The following is a 19613-nucleotide window of genomic DNA, read 5'->3' as shown; positions in this document are numbered from 1 at the left end:
GACTCACCTTCGCACTGGCCGGCCGTCACCACTCAGACCTCGAGCAGCTCTGCTTCCTTGTGCTTGACCAGCTCGTCGATCTGGGCGACGTAGCGGTGGGTGAGGTTCTCCAGTTCCTTCTCACCGCGGGTGCCCTCGTCCTCGCCGGCCTCGCCGTCCTTGACGATCCGGTCGATCTCCTCCTTGACCTTGCGGCGGATGCCCCGCACGCTGATCTTGCCTTCCTCGCCCTTGTGCTTGGCGAGCTTGACCATCTCCTTACGGCGCTCCTCGGTCATCTGCGGGATCGCCACCCGGATGAGCTGGCCGTCGTTGGAGGGGTTCACGCCGAGATCCGAGTCCCGGATGGCCTTCTCCATCGCCGCGAGCTGGCTGCTGTCATACGGCTTGATGACCACCAGCCGCGCCTCGGGCACGGTGATGCTGGCCAGCTGGTTCAACGGCGTCGGTGAACCGTAGTACTCGACGAGGATGCCAGAGAACATCGCGGGGTTCGCGCGGCCGGTGCGAACGGTGGCCAGCTCCTCCTTGGTCACCTCCACCGCCTTTTGCATCTTCTCCTCGCCTTCGAGAAGAGCTTCGTCGATCACGGCTGCTCCTTAAGTCTGCCGACCGGTGGACATTGCAAGTGTCGCCTGCTACGCGGCGCGGCCCCAGGTCGGGCCCACCACGGATCAGCATCCAGCATGCTCAGGCCGACGGGGTGGCCGGGGTGCTGACCAGCGTGCCGATCTTCTCACCACCCACCGCGCGCGCGATGTTGCCTTCCTGCAGCAGGTTGAACACCAGGATCGGCATGTTGTTGTCCATGCAGAGGCTGAAGGCGGTCGCGTCGGCGACCTTCAGCCCCCGTTCCAGTACCTCGCGGTGCGTGATGCTCTCGAACAGCTTGGCGTCCGGGGTGGTCCTCGGGTCGGCGGAGTAGACGCCGTCGACCGCCTTGGCCATGAGCACCACCTCGCAACCGATCTCCAGGGCGCGCTGCGCCGCGGTGGTGTCGGTGGAGAAGTACGGCATGCCGGTACCGGCGCCGAAGATGACCACGCGTCCCTTCTCCATGTGGCGCATGGCGCGCCGCGGGATGTAGGGCTCGGCGACCTGGCCCATGGTGATCGCCGTCATCACCCGGGTGTCGATGCCGTGCTCGCGCTCCAGGAAGTCCTGCAGGGCCAGACAGTTCATCACGGTGCCCAGCATCGCCATGTAGTCACCGCGCGCGCGTTCCATGCCGCGCTGCTGCAGTTCGGCACCGCGGAAGAAGTTCCCGCCGCCGATCACGATGGCCACCTCGACCCCGTCGGCGACGACCTCGGCGATCTGCCGGGCGACCGTGCCGACCACGTCCGGGTCGATCCCGACACTGCCCCCGCCGAACATCTCCCCGCCGAGTTTGAGCAGCACCCGGCCATATCCACGCTGCGATGGGCCGTCGTCGGTCACGGATTCCTCCCGCGATCTTCTACAGTTCTCGATCGGTTTGCTTGGCTGGTCGCCCGGTGGGTGCACCACCGCCGTAGGGGCACCGGGGGTCGCCCGGCGGCGTCCGGTCGGCTTTCCCATTCTGCGCGACCCGAGACAGATTGCTGGTTGCCGACAACGACATCGCAATCCTCGCGAAAGCGCCCCGCCCTGCATGCGCAGGCGGGGCGCCGAAGCCGCGGTCCGCGGCCGCCGGGCCGACCGATCCCCGAGTCGGGGACCGGACGCACCACCCACCGGTGCCCGGCCCGGCCGGCCGCCGAACGGTGTTACCCGGTCGGCTCGCATGAGCATGGCACGACAGTGCCGCTCATGACGCCTCCGCAGCCGGTCAGGGCTGGCCGACCTCGAACCGGACGAAGCCGGTGACCGTCACGCCGGCCTCGTCCAGCAGGGCCTTGACGGTCTTCTTGTTGTCCTGCACCGAGGGCTGGTCCAGCAGCGCGTTCTCCTTGAAGAACCCGTTCAGGCGACCCTCGACGATCTTCGGCAGCGCCTTCTCCGGCTTGCCCTCGGCCTTGGCGGTCTCCTCGGCGATGCGCCGCTCGTTGGCGACGATGTCCTCCGGGACGTCGTCGCGGCTGAGGTACTTCGGCTTGAGCGCGGCCACCTGCATCGCGGCGGCGCGCGCGGCCTCGGCGTTGTCACCGGTGTACTCGACCAGCACGCCGACCGCCGGGGGCAGGTCCGCCGAGCGGCGGTGCAGGTAGGTGGCCACCGTGCCGTCGAACTTGGCGACCCGGCGCAGCTCCAGCTTCTCGCCGATCTTCGCCGACAGCTCCTGGATGACCTCGGAGACCGTCTTGCCGTCCAGCGGCGCGGCCAGCGCGGACTCCAGGTCACCGGCACCGGCGGCCTTGACCGCGGCGACGACCTTGTTGGCCAGCTCGATGAACTCCTCGTTCTTGGCGACGAAGTCCGTCTCGCTGTTCAGCTCGATGAGCACGCCGCCCTCGGCGGCGACCAGGCCCTCGGCGGTGGCTCGCTCGGCGCGCTTGCCCACGTCCTTGGCGCCCTTGATGCGCAGGTTCTCGACGGCCTTGTCGAAGTCGCCGTCGGTCTGCTCAAGAGCCTTTTTGCAGTCCATCATGCCGGCGCCGGTCAGGTCGCGCAGACGCTTGACGTCGGCCGCACTGAAGTTCGCCATCGTGCGTTATCCGTCTCTCTTCGTACCCAGCTTCGAAGGTCGTGCTCCACGGGCAGCCCCGGGTGGCGTTCGGCCAGCTCAACGGGGGTGCATGCCCGGCTCGGGTGTCACAGCTGCAAGTGTGACAAGCGGGCAGCCGGACCGCGCTTTCGCGCCCGCCGACCGGGCGGGCGCGAAAGCAGGCGGACTCAGGACTGCGCGGACTGCTCGCCGCCCTCGGCGGCCTGGCCGGAACCGGCCAGCAGCTCCTTCTCCCACTCGGCCAGCGGCTCGCCGCCGGCCGGCTTCTCCTCGCCCTCCGGGGCACCGTTGGCGCGGCCGCTGCGGGCCATCAGACCCTCGGCGACACCGTCGGCGACCACGCGGGTCAGCAGGGCGGCGGAGCGGATGGCGTCGTCGTTGCCCGGGATCGGGTAGTCGACCTCGTCCGGATCACAGTTGGTGTCCAGGATCGCCACCACCGGGATGCCCAGCTTGCGGGCCTCGCCAACGGCGATGTGCTCCTTCTTGGTGTCCACGATCCACACGGCGCTCGGCACCTTGTTCATGTCGCGGATACCGCCGAGGGTCTTCTCGAGCTTGTCCTTCTCGCGGGTCAGCATCAAGATCTCCTTCTTGGTGCGACCCTCGAAGCCCCCGGTCTGCTCCATGGTCTCGAGTTCCTTGAGACGCTGCAGACGCTTGTGCACGGTCTGGAAGTTGGTGAGCATGCCGCCCAGCCAGCGCTGGTTGACGTACGGCATGCCGACCCGCTGGGCCTGCTCGGCGATGGCCTCCTGGGCCTGCTTCTTGGTGCCGACGAACAGGATCGTCCCGCCGTGCGCGACCGTCTGCTTGACGAAGTCGAAGGCCGCGTCGATGTAGGACAGGGTCTGCTGCAGGTCGATGATGTAGATGCCGTTGCGCTCGGTGAAGATGTAGCGCTTCATCTTCGGGTTCCAGCGCCGGGTCTGGTGCCCGAAGTGCACGCCGCTGTCGAGCAGCTGCTTCATGGTGACGACGGCCATGGCCTGGTTCGCACCTCGTGGGTCGGGCGCGCCGGGTGGCGCGCGATTCGGTTGCCGCGACGAGCCGGGTGACCCGCCGCCCTGGTACCCGCTCCGGCCGCCCCCACCCGGACTCGATGACGAGTGCGGGACCACGAGGACGCCGGCCCACTCCGCTGGGCGCAGCACTGCCCGAGGTTGTGAACTCGGTGCTGTTCCCGGTGGCCGGCCGGTGGCCGGTCGACCTGCGCAGGTGTGGCGTGCGGATACGCGAAGTCGGTCCGCGCGGACACGAAACCGCGCTGACAGTGTACTGGACGCGACCGACCACTCGATCGTGGACCGCGAGTTGTCCACAGCCACCCGGTTTGTCCACAGATTCCCGCAAGCCCCTGGTCACGGCGCGACGGCTGCGGTCCCCTTCCACCATGCGACTGTTGATTTCCGCGCTGCTCGGCGGCCTGGCCGCCGCCTCGACGTTGCTCGGGGCGACCGCCCCGGCTGCCGTCGTCCCGACGACGCCCGCCGCTGTGCGCGTGCCGCCCCGGTTCGATTGGCCGATGACGCCGCCGCCTGGGGTCGCTCGGCCGTTCGAAGCGCCGGAACACACGTTCGGCCCTGGTCACCGCGGTGTCGACCTGATCGGCGACGTGGGACAGGAGGTGCTGGCGGCCGGCGAGGGGCGGGTGCTTTACGCGGGGTGGCTGGCCGAGCGCAATCTGGTGTCGATCGAGCACCCGGGTGGCCTGCGGACCACCTACGAGCCGGTCACCCCGCTGGTGACGGTCGGCGACCAGGTCGCCCGCGGCCAGGTGATCGGCCACCTCGACCCCGGGCACCCGGGCTGCTCCGCACCACCGCCCCGGGCGTGCCTGCACTGGGGCGCCCGGCGACGGGCGGACTACCTGGATCCGCTGCGTCTGCTCGGCGGCGGCCACGTCCGGCTGCTGCCCTGGACCGACCCGCCCGACTGAGCCGGACCGCGGTGCCGCCGCCGCACCGCCACGCGGTCAGTTCTGCTCGGTGAGCTTCGCGCGCAGCCGCAGGACGGCCCTGGTGTGCAGCTGGCAGACGCGGGACTCGGTCACGCCGAGCACCTTGCCGATCTCGGCGAGCGTGAGGTTCTCGAAGTAGTAGAGCGTCACGACCACGCGGTCGCGCTCGCTGAGCCGCTCCACCGCCTCGGCCAGCTGCCGCCGGCTGTCCCGGTCGACCAGCGCGGCCACCGGGTCCTCCGCCCGTTCGTCGGGCAGCGTCTCGGCCAGCGACGCCTGCGCGGTTCCGGCGCCGATGAGGTCGTCGAGCGCGATCACGCTGGTCATCTGCAGCTGCGCGAACAGGTCGCGCAGCTCGTCGACGCTGAGGTCGAGCTCGGCGGCCAGCTCCGCGTCCGTGGCGGTGCGCTGCAGCTTCGCCTCCAGCCGCTCCAGGGCGCGCTCCACGTCGCGCGCGCGGCTGCGCACCGACCTCGGCACCCAGTCCTGGGCCCGCAGGTCGTCCAGGATCGCGCCGCGGATGCGCTGCATCGCGTAGGTCTCGAACTTCAGGCCGCGTTCCGGCTCGAACTTCTCGATCGCGTCGACCAGGCCGAAGATGCCCGACTGGATCAGGTCCGAGACCTCGACGTGCGAGGGCAGCCCGGTGCCCACCCGACCGGCCACGTACTTGACCAGCGGCGCGTAGTGCAGCACCAACCGGTCCCGTAGTTCCTGGTCGCGGCGCTCGCCGAACGCCTGCCACAACGCCACGATGCCCGCCTCGACCTCGTCGGCGCTGCGCTGGTCGGCGACCGGGTCGTCGTCGGTCGGCTCGACGGTCGCCAGCGACGCCCCGCGCCGCCGTCCGCGGTCGTGGACCCGGCCGTTGGCCGAGCCGCCCTGATCACGGTGGGTCACCTGTGCCGAGGTCGATGTCGAGGTCGATCTCGCGGCCGCCGTGTCGGCGCCGCCCCCGGCGTGGTCAGGTACGGGGGTGGGTTCGGTCATGGATCGCCTTCAGCCGTTCAACGGTCACGTGGGTGTATAGCTGGGTCGTTGCGAGCGTAGCGTGACCAAGCAACTCCTGAACGCTACGGAGGTCCGCGCCGCCCTCCAGCAAATGCGTCGCGGCCGAGTGCCGCAAAGCGTGCGGCCCCACGTCCGGTGCCCCCGGAACCGCTCCGATCGCGTCGTGCACGACGCGGCGCACCGCGCGCGGATCGAGCCGTCCACCGCGAACACCCAGGAACAACGCGGCGCCGGAATGGAGTTGAGCCAGTTTGGGCCGACCGTCGGAGAGCCACCGACCGAGGGCCTGATCCGCTGGAACACCGAATGGCGCAACGCGTTCCCTGTCACCTTTACCGATCACGCGGATCACCCGCCGCTCCCGGTCGACGTCGTCCACGTCCAGTCCGCACAGCTCCGCCACCCGAACCCCCGTGGCGTACAGCAGTTCCAGCAGCGCGTGGTCCCGCAACGCCACCGGATCCCCCTGTTCGGCGCCTGCTGCGGACGCCCGCATGGCGGCACCCACCTGGTCAACGCGCAGCACTGCGGGCAGTTTCCGCTGCTTCGACGGCGCGGCGAGCCGCGGCCCCGGATCGGCCGACAGCAGGCCGTTCCGGAAAGCCCACCGGGTGAACGTGCGCGCTGACGCGGCCCGGCGGGCGAGCGTGGCCCGTCCCGCGCCGTCGGCATGCTGTCGCGACAACCAGTCCCGCAGCACCAAAACGTCCAGCTCAGCAAGGGATGCGGGGTCCGCATCACCCGCCAGGTGCGCCAGCAGCGACACGACGTCACCCACGTAACCGCGAACCGTGTGGGTGGACAGCCCCCGCTCCACGGCGAGATGCCGCTCGAACCGGTCGACCGCGTCGCCCAGCGCCGCGGGCAGTGCCGACCGGACCGCGCGCAGATCCGGCCGTCGTGATCCGGTGGAACGGGGGCGGGCCATACCCCGACGCTCGCCGCTGCACCGCCAGTGGTCAAGCATCGCCACGCCGAAGCATGATCACAGGCGTACCGGAGTACCGCGAAGAACTCGTGCGGTGAGCCACAACTTTGGCGTTCCGCTCAGCTCCGCTTCACCGACCACCCCCCTTCGGACCGGATCGCGAGACCGGACAACTCCAGTTCCGGCAGCAGCGCACGCACCCTGCCCAGCGGCAGGCCGCAGTCCCGGGCGAGTTCGTCGGCGCTGGCGCCGTCCATGCCGCTCAACGAGTCGTGCAGACGGCGAGCGTCCGGATGCAGGCCGTCGGTACGGCGCATCGGACGCGGCACCTCCGCGGACGGCCGCGCGCCGAGCGGATTGATCACCTCCAGCACCTCCTCCGTGCTCGTGACCAGGACAGCCATCCCCGATCGGACCATCGCGTGGCACCCCACCGAGTTCTGCGCGGTCACCGGGCCCGGCACGGCGAGCACGGGCCGCCCCAGGGCATCCGCGGTGTGCGCGGTGTTCGCGGCCCCACTGCGCGGCCCCGCCTCGACCACCACGGTGGCCCGGCCGGATGCCGCGATCAGCCGGTTCCGCGCCAGGAAGCGGTGTTTGCGCGGCGCCGCGCCCGGCGGGTACTCGCTCACCACGGCGCCGGTTTCAGCGATCGCCCGCAGCAGCCTGCTGTGCCCGGCGGGATAGTCGACGTCCACCCCGCAGGCCAGGAACGCGACCGTCGGCCGCGGCGCCCCGAGCGCGCCCCGGTGTGCCGCGCCGTCGATGCCGTACGCGGCACCGGACACCACGGTGAAGTCCGCCGCGGCCAGTCCGTGGCCGAACTCCGCGGCCACGTGCTCGCCGTAGCCCGAAGCCGCTCTCGCTCCCACAACCGCCACCGCCTGCTCCAGGAGCCCGCCCAGCCCGGCACGACCGCGAACCCACAGCGCGATCGGCTCCGCGAGCCCCGACAATCCCACCGACCGCGCCCCGGACAGAGCGTCGAGCACCTCGCCCGGCCATTCGGGGTCCTCCGGAACCACGAGACGCGCACCCACCTCCTCGGCAGCCGCGAGCAGCGCTTCTCCGGACACGTGCTCGCGCCGCGCGTCCACCTCGGACATGACCGCCGGAGGTGCATTGCCCCGCCGGACGATCGCCGCTGCCCGGCACGCGCCCTGCGCCGCGACGAATCCCGCCAGCGCCGGAGCCGGGGGCTCGGCCACGGCGGCCAGATAGGCCCGCGCCAGCAGCAGTTCTTGTTGTGCCCTGTCACCCATCGCCACCCTCCCGTCGATCAGGCCACCCGCCGGTCACGAAACTCCAACGCCGCCGCGACGTGCTCGGCGTCGGGAACGGTCCGCCCGTCCAGGTCGGCGAGCGTCCAGGCCACGCGCAGGCACCGGTCCGCGCCACGAGCCGTGATCGCGCCGACCTCGAGCGCTCTGTCCAGCAACGCGGTGCTGCTGCCTGGCAGCGCGAACTCGCGGCGCAGCACCGGTCCGGGCACCTCGGTGTTGGTCTGCCAGCCGTGGTCGGCCCAGCGCTCCCGCGCCGCGGCCCGCGCGTCCGCCACGCGTTCGCGCACCACAGCGGTGCATTCCGGTCCGGCACCACTGTGGACGGTCATCGCGGTGATCGGCCGCATCCGCACCCGCAGATCCACCCGGTCCAGCAGCGGGCCGGACAACTTGCCCAGGTAGCGCCGCCGGACCTGCGGCGGGCACTGGCAGTCCACCTCCCGAGCCGGTGCGCACGGGCAGGGGTTGGTAGCCAGGACCAGCTGGAACCGCGCCGGGTAGCGCAGCGTGCCGTCCCGCCGCGCCAACCGGACCTCGCCTTCCTCCAACGCCGTTCGCAGCGCCTCCAGGCGCTTGGGCCCCAGTTCGCATGCCTCATCGAGAAACAGCACCCCGCGGTGCGCCCGGCTGACCGCGCCGGGCCGCGCCCAGCCGGTGCCGCCGCCGATCAACGCGGAAATCGACAGCGACGAATGCGGGGCCACGAACGGCGGTGTGCGGATGAGCCCGGCCGATGCCGGTAGGTCCCCGGCCACCGAGCGGATCGCCGTGACCTCCAGCGCCTCCTGCCGCGTGAGCGGCGGCAACAACCCGCACAGCCGTTTCGCCAGCATCGTTTTGCCGGTGCCCGGCGGCCCGACCATGAGCAGGTGGTGACCGCCTGCGGCGGCGACCTCCAGCGCCCACCTCGCTTCCGGTTGCCCGAGCACGTCCGCCAGGTCGGGGACGTCCTCCTCCTGGTCCGCCGTCGTTGGAGGCGGACTTCGGTCGAGGTCGCCGAGCTCGCGCAACCAGGCCACCACCTCGCGCAGGTGCGCCGCACCCAGTACCTCGATGCCGTCGACCAGGTGCGCCTCCGCCAGGCAGTCCGCAGGCACGATCGCCCGCGCCATCCCGGCCCTGCGCGCGGTCAGCAGCGCGGGCAGCAACCCGGTGACCGGGCGGATCCGGCCGTCCAGCGCCAGTTCGCCGAACAGCACGGTCCCGGTCAACCGGTGCGGCGGCACCAGTTCCGCACCGGCCAGCACCGCGCACGCCAACGCCAGGTCGTAGGAGGTCCCGGCCTTGGGCAGCGCAGCCGGGGACAACGCCAACGTCACACAGCTCGCCGGCCAGTCCTCGCGGCAGTTCTGGATCGCCGCCCGCACCCGGTTCTTCGCTTCCTGCAACGCCGTGTCCGGTAAACCCACGAGCTGCAGTGACGGCAGGCCACCCTTGCGCACATCCGCCTCAACCTCGACGAGCACGCCGTCCACCCCGAACAGCGCCACCGCCCAGGTCCGCCGCAACACCATCTAGAACACCCCTTCCAGGTGCCTGATGCGCGCTCTTCGGCCCGGCGGCCACAGCACCGCGACCACGTCGAACCGCACCGGGCAGCCCACCAGGGCGCGTTCGGCCAGCCAGGCGCGGGCCGCGCCGCGGATGCGGTTGATCTTCTCCGGGCCGATGGCGTGGAGCGGCCCGCCGTAGTCCACGCCGGAACGGGCCTTGACCTCGCAGCACACCACGGTGTCGCCGTCGGTGGCGATGATGTCGAGTTCTCCTTGCGGGCACTGCCAGTTCCGCTCCAACACGGTCAGGCCGCGCTGTTCCAGGACCGCGGCGGCCAGCCGCTCGCCCTCGATGCCGAGGGCGTGCCTGCGCCCCTTGGCGTCGCTGTCGGACAGGGGACAGGTGATCGGTTTGCGGTGCATGGTTGTCCTCCGCGGGTCTGGTTCGGGTACCCGCGCTCGTATCCGCCGCGGTTCACGAACGCAGTTCGCGAGTGCGCCGGCGGATGGGAGCGCGGTGGATGCCTCCACGGTGCCCGGCCGCAGAATCGATCACCACCAGCCAGCGGAAATTTGTGGATAAACCGGTCCCCTGTGGACAACTCGGATCACTCAGATGCATGGGGACAATTCAAAAAATGACCGAAAAGCGTGACGAAAGCAGAAAAAAGCTCGGGTGGTCGTCACCGACCACCCGAGCTGCCGTATCGCAGATCAGGAACCGAACGGCCCGCTCTCGGGCAACCGGAGGTCCGGCTTGTCCAGTTCCTCCACGTTGACGTCCTTGAACGTGATCACCCGCACGTTCTTGACGAACCGCGCCGGACGGTACATGTCCCACACCCACGCGTCCGACATCGCCACCTCGAAGTAGACCTCCGAGTCGGAGTTGCGCACCTGCACGTCCACCGCGTTGGCCAGGTAGAAGCGCCGTTCGGTCTCCACGACATAGGTGAACTGCCCGACGATGTCGCGATACTCCTTGTAGAGCTGCAGCTCCATCTCGGTCTCGTACTTCTCGAGATCCTCGGCGCTCATCGCTGTGCGAGCCCTTCTGCGTTGCCGTTCGGACTACAACTCCTCATTGTCCACCACATCCCCCTCCGCAGCATCGAACAAGCCGGGCTTGCTGGTCACCGCACGCGGCGAGCGCATCCCGTGCCGCCGGGCCGCCGCCACCACGTTCGCGTACGACCAGCGGTGCTCGACGCAGGGGCCGAACCGGTTCAGCCGCGCCGAGTGCAGCGGCGTGCAGTAGCCCTTGTGCTCGTCAAACCCGTAGTCCGGGAAGCTGACGTGCAGCTGCTCGGTCATCAGGCGATCCCGGGTGACCTTGGCCAGCACCGACGCCGCGGCCACGCACGCCGCCACCAGGTCGCCCTTGACCACCGCCACGCTCGGCGTGGCCAGGCCCTGCACCCGGAAGCCGTCAGTGAGCACGTAACCGGGGTGCGGCGTCAGCTGTGCCACCGCCCGCCGCATGCCCTCCAGGTTCGCGACATGGATGCCCAGCGCGTCCACGTCCTCGGCCGGGATCACGATGGTGGACCAGCTCAGCGCCCGCTCCACGATCCGGTCGAACAGGCGTTCCCGGTCGGCTTCCGAGAGCGCCTTGGAGTCCGTCAGCCCTTCGAAGCGGCGGCCGTCACCCGGTTTGAGCACGCACGCAGCGACCACGAGCGGCCCGGCGCACGCGCCGCGCCCAGCCTCGTCCACGCCTGCCACCGGCCCAAGTCCGCGGCGGTCCAACGCGCTCTGGAGGGCCCAGTTACCACTACTGCGCCGGATCACCGACCGCGGCGGCCGGAACTCCGCCACCGTCACGTCAACGCCGCTCCACCGACCGTCGCTCACCCATCACACCGACGAGCCTACGACCCAGCCAGACCACGGGGAACGCGGCGGCGAACCCCACGCCCAGCGGCAACCCGGACTGCCAGCTCGGCGCGCCCAGCGCGGTGGCCTGCGGGTTCGGCTCCGGGATGGCCTGCCAGCGCGTCGGCGGCAGCACGATCACCTGGGCCTTGCCGATCACGTTCTCCACCGGCACGGTGCCATTGATGCCGCCACCGCCCTGCACCCGCGAATCCGCCGAGTCGTTGCGGTTGTCGCCCATTACCCACAGGTGGCCTGGCGGCACCGTCACCGGCTCGAACTCGTCCTGGCCGACGCCGCGGCCCGGCTCCCAGTACAGGTACGGCTCGTTGAGCGGCTTGCCGTCGACCAGCACCCGGTTCTGCGCGTCGCAGCACTCCACGGTCTGGCCACCGACAGCGATCACCCGCTTGACGAAGTCCTTCTCGTCCGGCGCGCCGAAGCCCAGCAGCGAGGCGACGCTCTGGAAGAACCCGACCACCGGGTTACTCGGCTCCTCGGTCTGGAACTCGTTCTGCACCCACGCCTGCGGTCCGCGGAACACCACGACGTCACCGGGCTCGGGGTCACTGAACCGGTAGGTGATCTTGTCAACCAGCACCCGGTCGTTGTTGCAGCCGGTGCACCCGTGCAGGGTCTGCTCCATCGACTGCGACGGGATCACGTACACCCGCGCGACGAACGCCTGGATGAGGACCGTCAGCACCAGCGCGGTGACGATCAGGATCGGCAGCTCGCGCCAGAACGAGCCCTTCTTCTTCTCCCTGGGCTTGCGGCGAGGGGAGTTGTCTCCCGAGTCGCCCCCCGGGGCACCGCTACGGTGCTCCTCGTCCTGGGGGTCTTCCGCTGATCCGCTGGAGCGCATGACGTCGGCCACCCGGCCAGGCTACTGGAACCGGCGGCGGCACCGTCGCGCTCCCCCGGCTCGTGGCGTCCCGCCGACCGCCCGGACGGCCCGCTGTGACGTGCGCTTTTCCGGTACAGCCGGGTGGCCGGACGCGAGGCCGGACACCCGGCACCCACCTTGATCACCCGAAGGTGGACACCGGTCGCTGTCCGCACGGACGCGAACGGCCCAGGTGCAGCGCACCCGGGCCGTCCGGTGGTTCCACGAGGGACGTCGATCAGGAAGCCGACGCGGTGGTCTCCCGCTTCTCCTTGATCTTCGCCGCCTTGCCGCGCCGGTCGCGCAGGTAGTAGAGCTTGGCCCGCCGGACGTCACCGCGGGAGACGACCTCGATCTTGGCGATGTTCGGGGAGTGCACCGGGAAGGTGCGCTCCACGCCAACACCGAAGGAAACCTTGCGCACGGTGAAGGTCTCCCGGATGCCACCGCCCTGCCGGCGGATGACCACGCCCTGGAAGACCTGGATCCGCTCGCGCGAACCCTCGATGACGCGGACGTGAACCTTCAGCGTGTCACCGGGCCGGAAGGCCGGGATGTCGGAACGCAGCGACTGGGCGTCCAGTGCGTCCAGGGTGTTCATCGGTGGTCCGTCCTCATCCGTGTCGAAGGCACCCGTGTTCTTGCATGTCGATGGCCCGCCCTGCTGGTGGGGCACCGCTGGCGACACGGGATGAACTTGCTTCTGGGCACGCCGAACCTGCCGTTCGGCTGCAACAACCGTTCCAGTGTGCCAGATCCGCTTTCCGGTGTCGGAAGCACCCCCCGCCGAACGAGGTCAGCGGGGTGCGTCTCCGGCGTTCCGGGACTCGTCGGATCGCTCCGACTCCCGGAGTTTATCGAGCACTGCGAGATCGGCTGCGTCCAGGGTCCCGTCCGGCAGCGCGGCCAGCAGTTCCGGGCGCCGCTCGTAGGTGCGGGCCAGGGCCTGGTCGCGCCGCCAGCGGGCGATGGCGGCGTGGTTGCCGGAGCGCAGCACGTCCGGCACCGCCCGCCCGCGCCACACCTCGGGCCGGGTGTAGCACGGCCCCTCCAGCAGTCCGTCGGAGAAGGAGTCCTGCTCGGCCGACATCGGGTTGCCCAGCACACTTGGCAGCAACCGGACCACGGCCTCCACCATCACCAGCACCGCGGCCTCGCCGCCGACCAGCACGTAGTCGCCGATGGAGACCTCCTCCACCGGCATCCGCTCCGCGGCGTCGTCGATGACCCGCTGGTCGATGCCCTCGTAGCGGCCGCACGCGAAGACCAGCCGCGGCTCGGCGGACCAGCGGACGGCGGTCTGCTGGGTGAACGGCCGCCCCGCCGGCGTCGGCACGACCAGCCGCGGCGTCGGCCCCGTCCCGCACACGGCGTCCAGTGCCTCGCCCCAGACCTGCGGTTTCATCACCATGCCGGGGCCGCCGCCGTAGGGGCTGTCGTCCACGGCCCGGTGCACGTCGTGGGTCCAGTCCCGCAGGTCGTGCACCGCGACCTCGATCCGCCCGCGCTCGATGGCCTTGCCCAGCAGTGCCTCGCGCAGCGGGTTGAGGTAGTCCGGGAAGATCGTGATGACGTCGATGCGCATGGGCCCTCGAAGCGAGAAGCCCCCGCCGCGGACGGCGAGGGCGGCGTGGTTCGTGTCGTTCTATCCGAGCAGACCCTCTGGCGGATCGACGACCAGGCGTCCGGCCTCGAGATCGACCTCGGGCACGATCTCGGCCACGAACGGCACCAGGGTCTCCCGGTCGTCGGCGGTGCGCACGGCCAGCAGCTCGCCGGCCGGGGTGTGCACCACCTCGTGCACCTCGCCCACCTCCGCACCGGAGGTGTCCACGACCCGCAGGCCGACCAGCTCGTGGTCGTGGAACTCGTCGGGGTCCTCGGTCGGTTCGAGCTCGTCGGAGCTGACCGTGAGCAGCGCGCCGCGCAGCTCCTCGGCCGCGTCCCGGCCCTCGACCCCCTCCGCGCGCAGCAACAGCCGCCCGGCGTGCGGCCGGGCGGCTGTCACGGTGAGGTTCTCCGCGCGCTCGGCCCCGCGTCGCTGGAGGCCCAGCACCGAGCCGGGCGCGAAGCGCAGCTCCGGGCTGTCGGTGAGCACCTGGACAACGAGCTCCCCCCGCACACCGTGCGGCCGGACGATGCGGCCCACGGCGAGGGTTTCCGGCTCTCGTTCGCCCATGGTGGTGCTCAGCGGTCGGTGTCCACCACGTCGACCCGGATGCCGCGCCCGCCGATGCCGGACATGACGGTGCGCAGCGCGGTCGCGGTGCGCCCACCGCGACCGATGACCTTGCCCAGGTCATCCGGGTTCACATGCACCTCGAGGGTGCGACCGCGCCGGGTCGTGAGCAGCTGGACGCGGACGTCGTCGGGGTTGTCGACGATGCCGCGCACCAGGTGCTCAAGTGCGTCCGCGAGGACCGTCACGCCTGACCTTCCTCGGACTTCTGCTCCTCGGCCTTCTTGCCACCCTTCTTCTTCGGGGTGGTGGCCTCGACGGCCGGCTCCTCGTTGGCGGCGGCCAGGGCCGCCTCGAACAGCTCCTTCTTGCTCGGCTTCGGCTCGGCGACCTTCAGCCGGCCCTCGGCACCCGGCAGGCCCTTGAACTTCTGCCAGTCGCCGGTGATCTCCAGGATGTTGCGCACCGGGTCGGTCGGCTGCGCACCGACGCTGAGCCAGTACTGCACCCGCTCCGAGTTGACGATGATGCCACTCGGGTTCTCCTTCGGGTGGTACTGCCCGATCGTCTCGATGGCCCGGCCATTGCGGCGGGTGCGGGCGTCGGCGACGACGATGCGGTAGTGCGGCTCGCGGATCTTGCCGATCCGCGCGAGCTTGATCTTCACAGCCACGGGTGCTGGTGCTCCTCAGACTCTCGTTCGTGCTCCGGTGAGCATGCCAAGCCGTGTGGGGCAGCGGAGTGGAATGCTCGTTCCTCAATCGGCCACAAGCGGTGAGAGGGACCCCTCGCGGCGAACAACAATTGTGCCAGATGCCCCACGTCGGGGATGCACGGGGCGGCGGGCCACCCCACCTCAGGACGGCATCAGGCCCAGGGAGATCAGCAGGAGCCCGAGCGCGGGCAGGAAGTTGTTCACCTGGTGGGCCACCACGCTGGCGGTCAGGCGGCCCGTCACCATACGGGCCACGCCGATCGGGATGGCGACCACCAGCAGCAACGCGGTCCGCTCCGGTTCCAGGTGCCCGATCGCGAAGACCGCGGTGCTGAGCACGAACACGTGCAGCTGGCTCCACCGCAGCCGTTCCATCGCACCCCAGAGCAGGCCCCGGTAGATCAGCTCCTCACAGAGCGGGGCGATCAGCCACACGTGCAAAAAGATCACCACCGCCAGCGCCGGGGGCAGCTGCACGCCGTCGAGCAGGCTGCTCACCGTGGACTGCCCCTCCTGCGGACCCATCCACCGCACCCACAGCGTGGTGGCGATCGTGGTGGTGACCAGGCCGATGCCGCCGATGGCCAGCCCGGTGGTCACGTCCGACCAGCGCCACTCCAGGCCGAAGTCCAGCCGCGGACCGTTGCCGCGGACCAGCGTGATCAGCACCGCCACCGCACCGGCCAGCACGGTCGGCAGCACCAGCATCGCGACCAGGGCCAGCGCGTCCGGGCTGCTCAGCGCGGCGGCGAGGACGACCGACACCAGCACGAACACGGCCTGGGCGAAGAAGAACGCACCGAGCCCCCACCGGTGGGTCCGCGTGGGTGGGGGCTCGGTCGGGACGAGCGGTTGCGATGTGCTCACGGGCGCCTCCGTGGTGCCGGTCGGCGGCCGGGCATTTCCCGTCCCGGCTCACGCGTGGTGACGTCGGCGTGCGGACACCGGCGGAGCCGCCAGGTTACCTCCGTCTGATCAACGGGCGGCAGCTGCTGTTCACCCCGCCACGGTGAACAGCAGTAGTGCGGGCAGGAAGTTGTTGGTCGCGTGCGCGACCATGCTGGCGGCCACCCGGCCGGTGATCATCCGCGCCGCGCCGATGGCCAGGCCGCCGACGAACAGCACCGGGGTCCGCCACACCTCCTGGTGAATGAGGGCGAAGATCATGGCCGTCAGCACCAGGATCGCGTAGCGCGGGATGCGGTAGTGCTCCAGCGCGCCCCAGAGCGCGCCGCGCACGAGCAGCTCCTCGGTCAACGGCGCGCCGAGGAAGGCGAACAGCGCGAACAGGAACAGCCAGATGGTCCGTTCGCCCTGCATGAGCCTGGCCAGGTCGGTCTCCGGTGGCGGTCCGCTGACGGCGATGATCACCAGGGACAGCGTCCAGGAGCCCAGCAGGGCGCACAGCCCGCAGACCAGGCCCACCCTGACATCGCGCCGGGTGGGCCGGATGCCGAAGTCCGAGCGCAGCCCGCGCCCGCGCCACCAGGAGAACACCGCGGGCACCAGCCCGAGCAGGATGTTCGGTGCGAAGGCGAGCAGCAGCAGTGGCCCGGTGTTCGGCGGCGTGGCCGGGTCGAACCCACCCCGGCGACCCGGGTGCACCGCGTTGAGGATCAGCACGGTCAGGTAGTAGCCGCCGTAGCCGAGGAAGAACGCGGCGAACCCCCACGCCAGCGAACCGCGGCGGGCGGCCTCGAGCTGGGCCTCCCAGAACCGCGGGCGCAGGTCCCGGTCGCTGGTGCCCGGTGCCGGTTCCCCGGGCGGCTGCGAGCCCCGCTCGGGCTGTTCCCCCACGCCTGCTCCCCTCAACAGCACGCACCCCGGGTGCGCCGGGGTGCGTGTCGACGATTCCGCAACGGCATCCCGGACGCCGCCGCTGGTTCCACGCTAAGCGTTCACCAGCCAAACCGCTGGTCCCCTGATCGTGGGAGCTGGGGGTCAGCGGACGACGGCGCCCCGCAGGATGACCCGCTTCGGATCGCGGAGCGCGGCCAGGTCCTTGCGCGGGTCGGTGTCGTAGCACACCAGGTCGGCCGGGGCGCCGTGCTCCAGCCCGGACCAGCCCAGCCACGTGCGGGCCTCCCAGGAGGCCGCGCCCAGCGCCTGCTCGGTGGACATCCCCACCCGGTACAGCGCCAGCACCTCCTCGGCGAGCAGGCCGTGCGCGATGCCACCGCCCGCGTCGGTGCCCGCGTACACCGGGATGCCCGCCTCGATGGCCTTGGCGACGGTGCGGTCGGCGCGCGCGTAGAGGTCGGTGATGTGGGCGGCGTAGGCCGGGTACCTGGTGGCCGCGGCCGCGAAGGACGGGAAGTTCTCGATGTTGATCAGTGTGGGCACCAGGGCCGTGCCGTGTTGCACCATCAGCTCGATGGTGTCGTCGGTGAGTCCCGTGCCGTGCTCGATGCAGTCGATACCCGCCGCGATCAGGCCGGGCAGCGCGTCCTCGCCGAAGACGTGCGCGGTGACCCGGGCGCCCATCCGGTGCGCCGTCGCGATCGCCTCGGCGAGCACGTCGTCGCTCCACAGCGGCGCCAGGTCGCCCACCGACCGGTCGATCCAGTCGCCGACCAGCTTGACCCAGCCGTCGCCGCGGGCGGCCTGCTCGGCGACCGCCGCGGGCAGCTCAGCCGGGTCCTCCAGCTGGTCGGCGAGGTGCGGGAGGTAGCGCTTGGGGAGGGCCAGGTGCCGCCCGGCGCGGATGATCCGCGGCAGGTCCTCGCGCTCCTGCAGCGGCCGGGTGTCAATCGGCGCGCCGCAGTCGCGGATCAGTAGCGTCCCGGCGTCGCGGTCGGTCGCCGCCTGTGTGGCGGCCTCGTCGAGCTCGACCGGCCCCTCCGCGCCGATGCCGACGTGGCAGTGCGCGTCCACGAGGCCGGGCAGCGCGTAGCCGCCGTCGAACACGGTCTTGGCGTCGGCGACCGGCTCCAGGCTGATCCGGCCGTCGTGGATCCAGATGTCGCGGTGCACGCCGTCGGGCAGCACGACGGCGCGCAGGTGCAGCGCGCTCACTTCTTCTTTCCGAACTTCAGCTTCGAGGGGTCGAACCCGGCGGGGAGATCGTTCAGGCCGCTCTCGATCTTGGACAGGTCCGGGCCCATGCCGGGCGGCAGGCCGCCCGGGGGCAGGCCGGGGAAGCCGCCCGGCAGCCCGCGCATGCCCTTCGGTGGCGTCGGACCGCGCCCCTTCTTGCCCTTCTTCCCCTTCTTGCCCTTGCGGCTCTTGCTGCCGCCCCCGCCGAAGCCGCCGAACTGGCCGGCCATCTGCTGCATCATCTTGCGGGCTTCGAAGAACCGGTTGACCAGGTCGTTGATCTCGGTGACGGTCACCCCGGAGCCGCGTGCGATGCGCTGACGACGGGAGGCGTTGATGATCTTCGGATCGGCCCGCTCGGCGGGCGTCATGCCGCGGATGATCGCCTGGATGCGGTCCAGGTGCTTCTCGTCGAAGTTGGCCAGCTGCTCCTTGATCTGGCCCGCGCCCGGCAGCATGCCCAGCAGGTTCTGCAGCGGGCCCATCCGGCGCACCGCCTGCATCTGCTCGAGGAAGTCATCCAGGGTCAGCTGGCCGGTGCCCAGCTTCGCCGCGGCCTTCTCAGCCTGCTCCTGGTCGAACGCCTGCTCGGCCTGCTCGATGAGGGTGAGCAGGTCGCCCATGCCCAGGATCCGGTTGGCCATCCGGTCAGGGTGGAAGACGTCGAAGTCCGCCAGCTTCTCGCCGGTGGAGGCGAACATGATCGGCTGGCCGGTGACCTCGCGGACCGACAGCGCGGCACCACCGCGGGCGTCGCCGTCGAGCTTGGTGAGCACCACGCCGGAGAACCCGACGCCGTCGCGGAACGCCTCGGCGGTGTTCACCGCGTCCTGACCGATCATCGCGTCGAGGACGAACAGGATCTCGTCCGGGGTGATGGCGTCCCGGATGTCGGCGGCCTGCTTCATCATCTCTTCGTCGATGCCCAGCCGGCCGGCGGTGTCAACGATGACGACGTCGTGCTGCGCCCGGCGGGCCTCGTCGAGGCTGCGGCGGGACACCTCCACCGGGTCGCCGACGCCGTTGCCCGGCTCCGGGGCGAACACCGGCACCCCGGCGCGCTCGCCGACCACCTGCAGCTGGTTCACCGCGTTCGGGCGCTGCAGGTCGCAGGCCACCAGCAGCGGGGTGTGGCCCTGCCCGGCGAGCCACTTGGCGAGCTTGCCGGCCAGCGTGGTCTTACCCGAACCCTGCAGACCGGCCAGCATGATCACGGTCGGCGGGGTCTTGGCGAACTGCAGCCGCCGGGTCTCGCCGCCGAGGATGGTGACGAGCTCCTCGTTGACGATCTTGATGACCTGCTGGGCCGGGTTGAGAGCCTGGGAGACCTCGGTGCCCTTCGCCCGCTCCTTGACACCCTTGATGAAGCTGCGCACCACGGGAAGCGCCACGTCGGCTTCGAGCAGGGCGATGCGGATCTCCCGCGCGGTGGCGTCGATGTCGGCGTCGGAGAGCCGACCCTTGCCGCGCAGGTTCGTCAGGACCGAGGTGAGCCGGTCGGTGAGAGTGTCGAACACGGGTTCACGGGCTCCAGAGTCGATGGGTGTACCTGGGTACCACTGCGAGGGTAACCGGCGCGGCCTACCGCCCGGCGTCGGCT

General features: G+C 70.7%; 22 protein-coding genes. 1 reads left to right on the top strand and 21 read right to left on the bottom strand.

Features of this window, described 5'->3' with window-relative positions; genetic code table 11:
- Window positions 1-32: 32 nt before the first annotated feature.
- From frr to rpsB, 4 genes are all read right to left on the bottom strand, one after another.
- Complete coding sequence (gene frr, locus IEY17_RS04300) at window positions 33-590, bottom strand: ribosome recycling factor (RefSeq protein ID WP_188985670.1); 558 nt, start codon at window positions 588-590, stop codon at window positions 33-35.
- Window positions 591-690: 100 nt separating this feature from the next.
- Complete coding sequence (gene pyrH / locus IEY17_RS04295) at window positions 691-1440, bottom strand: UMP kinase (protein ID WP_188985668.1); 750 nt, start codon at window positions 1438-1440, stop codon at window positions 691-693.
- A gap of 370 nt (window positions 1441-1810) precedes the next feature.
- Window positions 1811-2626: a translation elongation factor Ts gene (gene tsf, locus IEY17_RS04290; RefSeq protein ID WP_188985666.1), complete on the bottom strand. Its 816-nt coding sequence runs from the start codon at window positions 2624-2626 to the stop codon at window positions 1811-1813.
- 188 nt (window positions 2627-2814) lie between these two features.
- The gene (gene rpsB, locus IEY17_RS04285; protein WP_188985664.1) at window positions 2815-3633 is read right to left on the bottom strand and encodes a 30S ribosomal protein S2; all 819 of its coding nucleotides are present in this window, start codon (window positions 3631-3633) and stop codon (window positions 2815-2817) included.
- Between the two features lie 407 nt (window positions 3634-4040).
- On the opposite strand from rpsB, the gene IEY17_RS04280 reads away from it, so the two are divergent.
- Window positions 4041-4586 (top strand): M23 family metallopeptidase, encoded by a 546-nt coding sequence (locus IEY17_RS04280; RefSeq protein WP_188985662.1) that lies wholly within the window; start codon window positions 4041-4043, stop codon window positions 4584-4586.
- Between the two features lie 36 nt (window positions 4587-4622).
- Here the strand turns inward: IEY17_RS04280 and whiG are convergent, their stop codons facing one another.
- The 17 genes from whiG to ffh all read right to left on the bottom strand — a co-directional run bounded on the left by whiG (window position 4623) and on the right by ffh (window position 19530).
- Window positions 4623-5597 carry an RNA polymerase sigma factor WhiG gene (gene whiG / locus IEY17_RS04275; protein WP_188985660.1) on the bottom strand — a complete coding sequence of 325 codons (975 nt, stop codon included), beginning with the start codon at window positions 5595-5597 and terminating at the stop codon, window positions 4623-4625.
- The gene (locus tag IEY17_RS04270) at window positions 5572-6546 is read right to left on the bottom strand and encodes a tyrosine recombinase XerC (protein WP_188985658.1); all 975 of its coding nucleotides are present in this window, start codon (window positions 6544-6546) and stop codon (window positions 5572-5574) included. The genes whiG and IEY17_RS04270 overlap by 26 nt, the downstream gene beginning before the upstream one ends.
- Window positions 6547-6665: 119 nt before the next feature.
- The gene (dprA, locus tag IEY17_RS04265) at window positions 6666-7808 is read right to left on the bottom strand and encodes a DNA-processing protein DprA (RefSeq protein WP_188985657.1); all 1143 of its coding nucleotides are present in this window, start codon (window positions 7806-7808) and stop codon (window positions 6666-6668) included.
- A 17-nt stretch (window positions 7809-7825) separates the two neighbouring features.
- Window positions 7826-9343, bottom strand: a complete 1518-nt coding sequence (locus IEY17_RS04260) for a YifB family Mg chelatase-like AAA ATPase (protein WP_188985656.1) — start codon at window positions 9341-9343, stop codon at window positions 7826-7828.
- On the bottom strand, window positions 9344-9745 hold the full coding sequence (locus tag IEY17_RS04255) for a YraN family protein (protein WP_188985655.1): 402 nt from the start codon (window positions 9743-9745) through the stop codon (window positions 9344-9346). It lies immediately after the preceding gene.
- Window positions 9746-10036: 291 nt separating this feature from the next.
- Window positions 10037-10360 carry a DUF2469 domain-containing protein gene (locus IEY17_RS04250; protein WP_009943624.1) on the bottom strand — a complete coding sequence of 108 codons (324 nt, stop codon included), beginning with the start codon at window positions 10358-10360 and terminating at the stop codon, window positions 10037-10039.
- A 33-nt stretch (window positions 10361-10393) separates the two neighbouring features.
- Window positions 10394-11146, bottom strand: coding sequence for a ribonuclease HII (locus tag IEY17_RS04245; RefSeq protein WP_188986273.1), 753 nt, complete (start codon window positions 11144-11146; stop codon window positions 10394-10396).
- 1 nt (window position 11147) lies between these two features.
- The gene (gene lepB / locus IEY17_RS04240; RefSeq protein WP_229679836.1) at window positions 11148-12074 is read right to left on the bottom strand and encodes a signal peptidase I; all 927 of its coding nucleotides are present in this window, start codon (window positions 12072-12074) and stop codon (window positions 11148-11150) included.
- A gap of 247 nt (window positions 12075-12321) precedes the next feature.
- Window positions 12322-12684, bottom strand: a complete 363-nt coding sequence (rplS, locus tag IEY17_RS04235) for a 50S ribosomal protein L19 (RefSeq protein WP_188985654.1) — start codon at window positions 12682-12684, stop codon at window positions 12322-12324.
- 195 nt (window positions 12685-12879) lie between these two features.
- On the bottom strand, window positions 12880-13668 hold the full coding sequence (trmD, locus tag IEY17_RS04230; RefSeq protein WP_188985653.1) for a tRNA (guanosine(37)-N1)-methyltransferase TrmD: 789 nt from the start codon (window positions 13666-13668) through the stop codon (window positions 12880-12882).
- A gap of 60 nt (window positions 13669-13728) precedes the next feature.
- The gene (gene rimM / locus IEY17_RS04225; protein ID WP_188985651.1) at window positions 13729-14262 is read right to left on the bottom strand and encodes a ribosome maturation factor RimM; all 534 of its coding nucleotides are present in this window, start codon (window positions 14260-14262) and stop codon (window positions 13729-13731) included.
- A gap of 8 nt (window positions 14263-14270) precedes the next feature.
- Entirely contained in the window at window positions 14271-14510 is a 240-nt protein-coding gene (locus IEY17_RS04220; RefSeq protein WP_010305954.1) for an RNA-binding protein, read from the bottom strand.
- Window positions 14507-14935, bottom strand: coding sequence for a 30S ribosomal protein S16 (rpsP, locus tag IEY17_RS04215; protein ID WP_188985649.1), 429 nt, complete (start codon window positions 14933-14935; stop codon window positions 14507-14509). The genes IEY17_RS04220 and rpsP overlap by 4 nt, the downstream gene beginning before the upstream one ends.
- A 183-nt stretch (window positions 14936-15118) precedes the next feature.
- Complete coding sequence (locus IEY17_RS04210; protein ID WP_188985647.1) at window positions 15119-15844, bottom strand: CPBP family intramembrane glutamic endopeptidase; 726 nt, start codon at window positions 15842-15844, stop codon at window positions 15119-15121.
- A gap of 129 nt (window positions 15845-15973) precedes the next feature.
- Window positions 15974-16774: a CPBP family intramembrane glutamic endopeptidase gene (locus IEY17_RS04205; RefSeq protein WP_373289842.1), complete on the bottom strand. Its 801-nt coding sequence runs from the start codon at window positions 16772-16774 to the stop codon at window positions 15974-15976.
- Between the two features lie 144 nt (window positions 16775-16918).
- On the bottom strand, window positions 16919-17992 hold the full coding sequence (locus IEY17_RS04200) for a metal-dependent hydrolase family protein (RefSeq protein WP_188985645.1): 1074 nt from the start codon (window positions 17990-17992) through the stop codon (window positions 16919-16921).
- Entirely contained in the window at window positions 17989-19530 is a 1542-nt protein-coding gene (gene ffh, locus IEY17_RS04195) for a signal recognition particle protein (RefSeq protein ID WP_188985643.1), read from the bottom strand. The genes IEY17_RS04200 and ffh overlap by 4 nt, the downstream gene beginning before the upstream one ends.
- Between the last annotated feature and the right edge of the window lie 83 nt (window positions 19531-19613).

The sequence above is a fragment of the Saccharopolyspora thermophila genome (assembly GCF_014646075.1).
In the GTDB taxonomy this organism is placed as follows: Bacteria; Actinomycetota; Actinomycetes; order Mycobacteriales; family Pseudonocardiaceae; genus Saccharopolyspora; species Saccharopolyspora thermophila.
The sequence above is the reverse complement of the archived record's forward strand: the minus strand, read 5'-3'. Positions and strand labels throughout refer to the sequence as shown.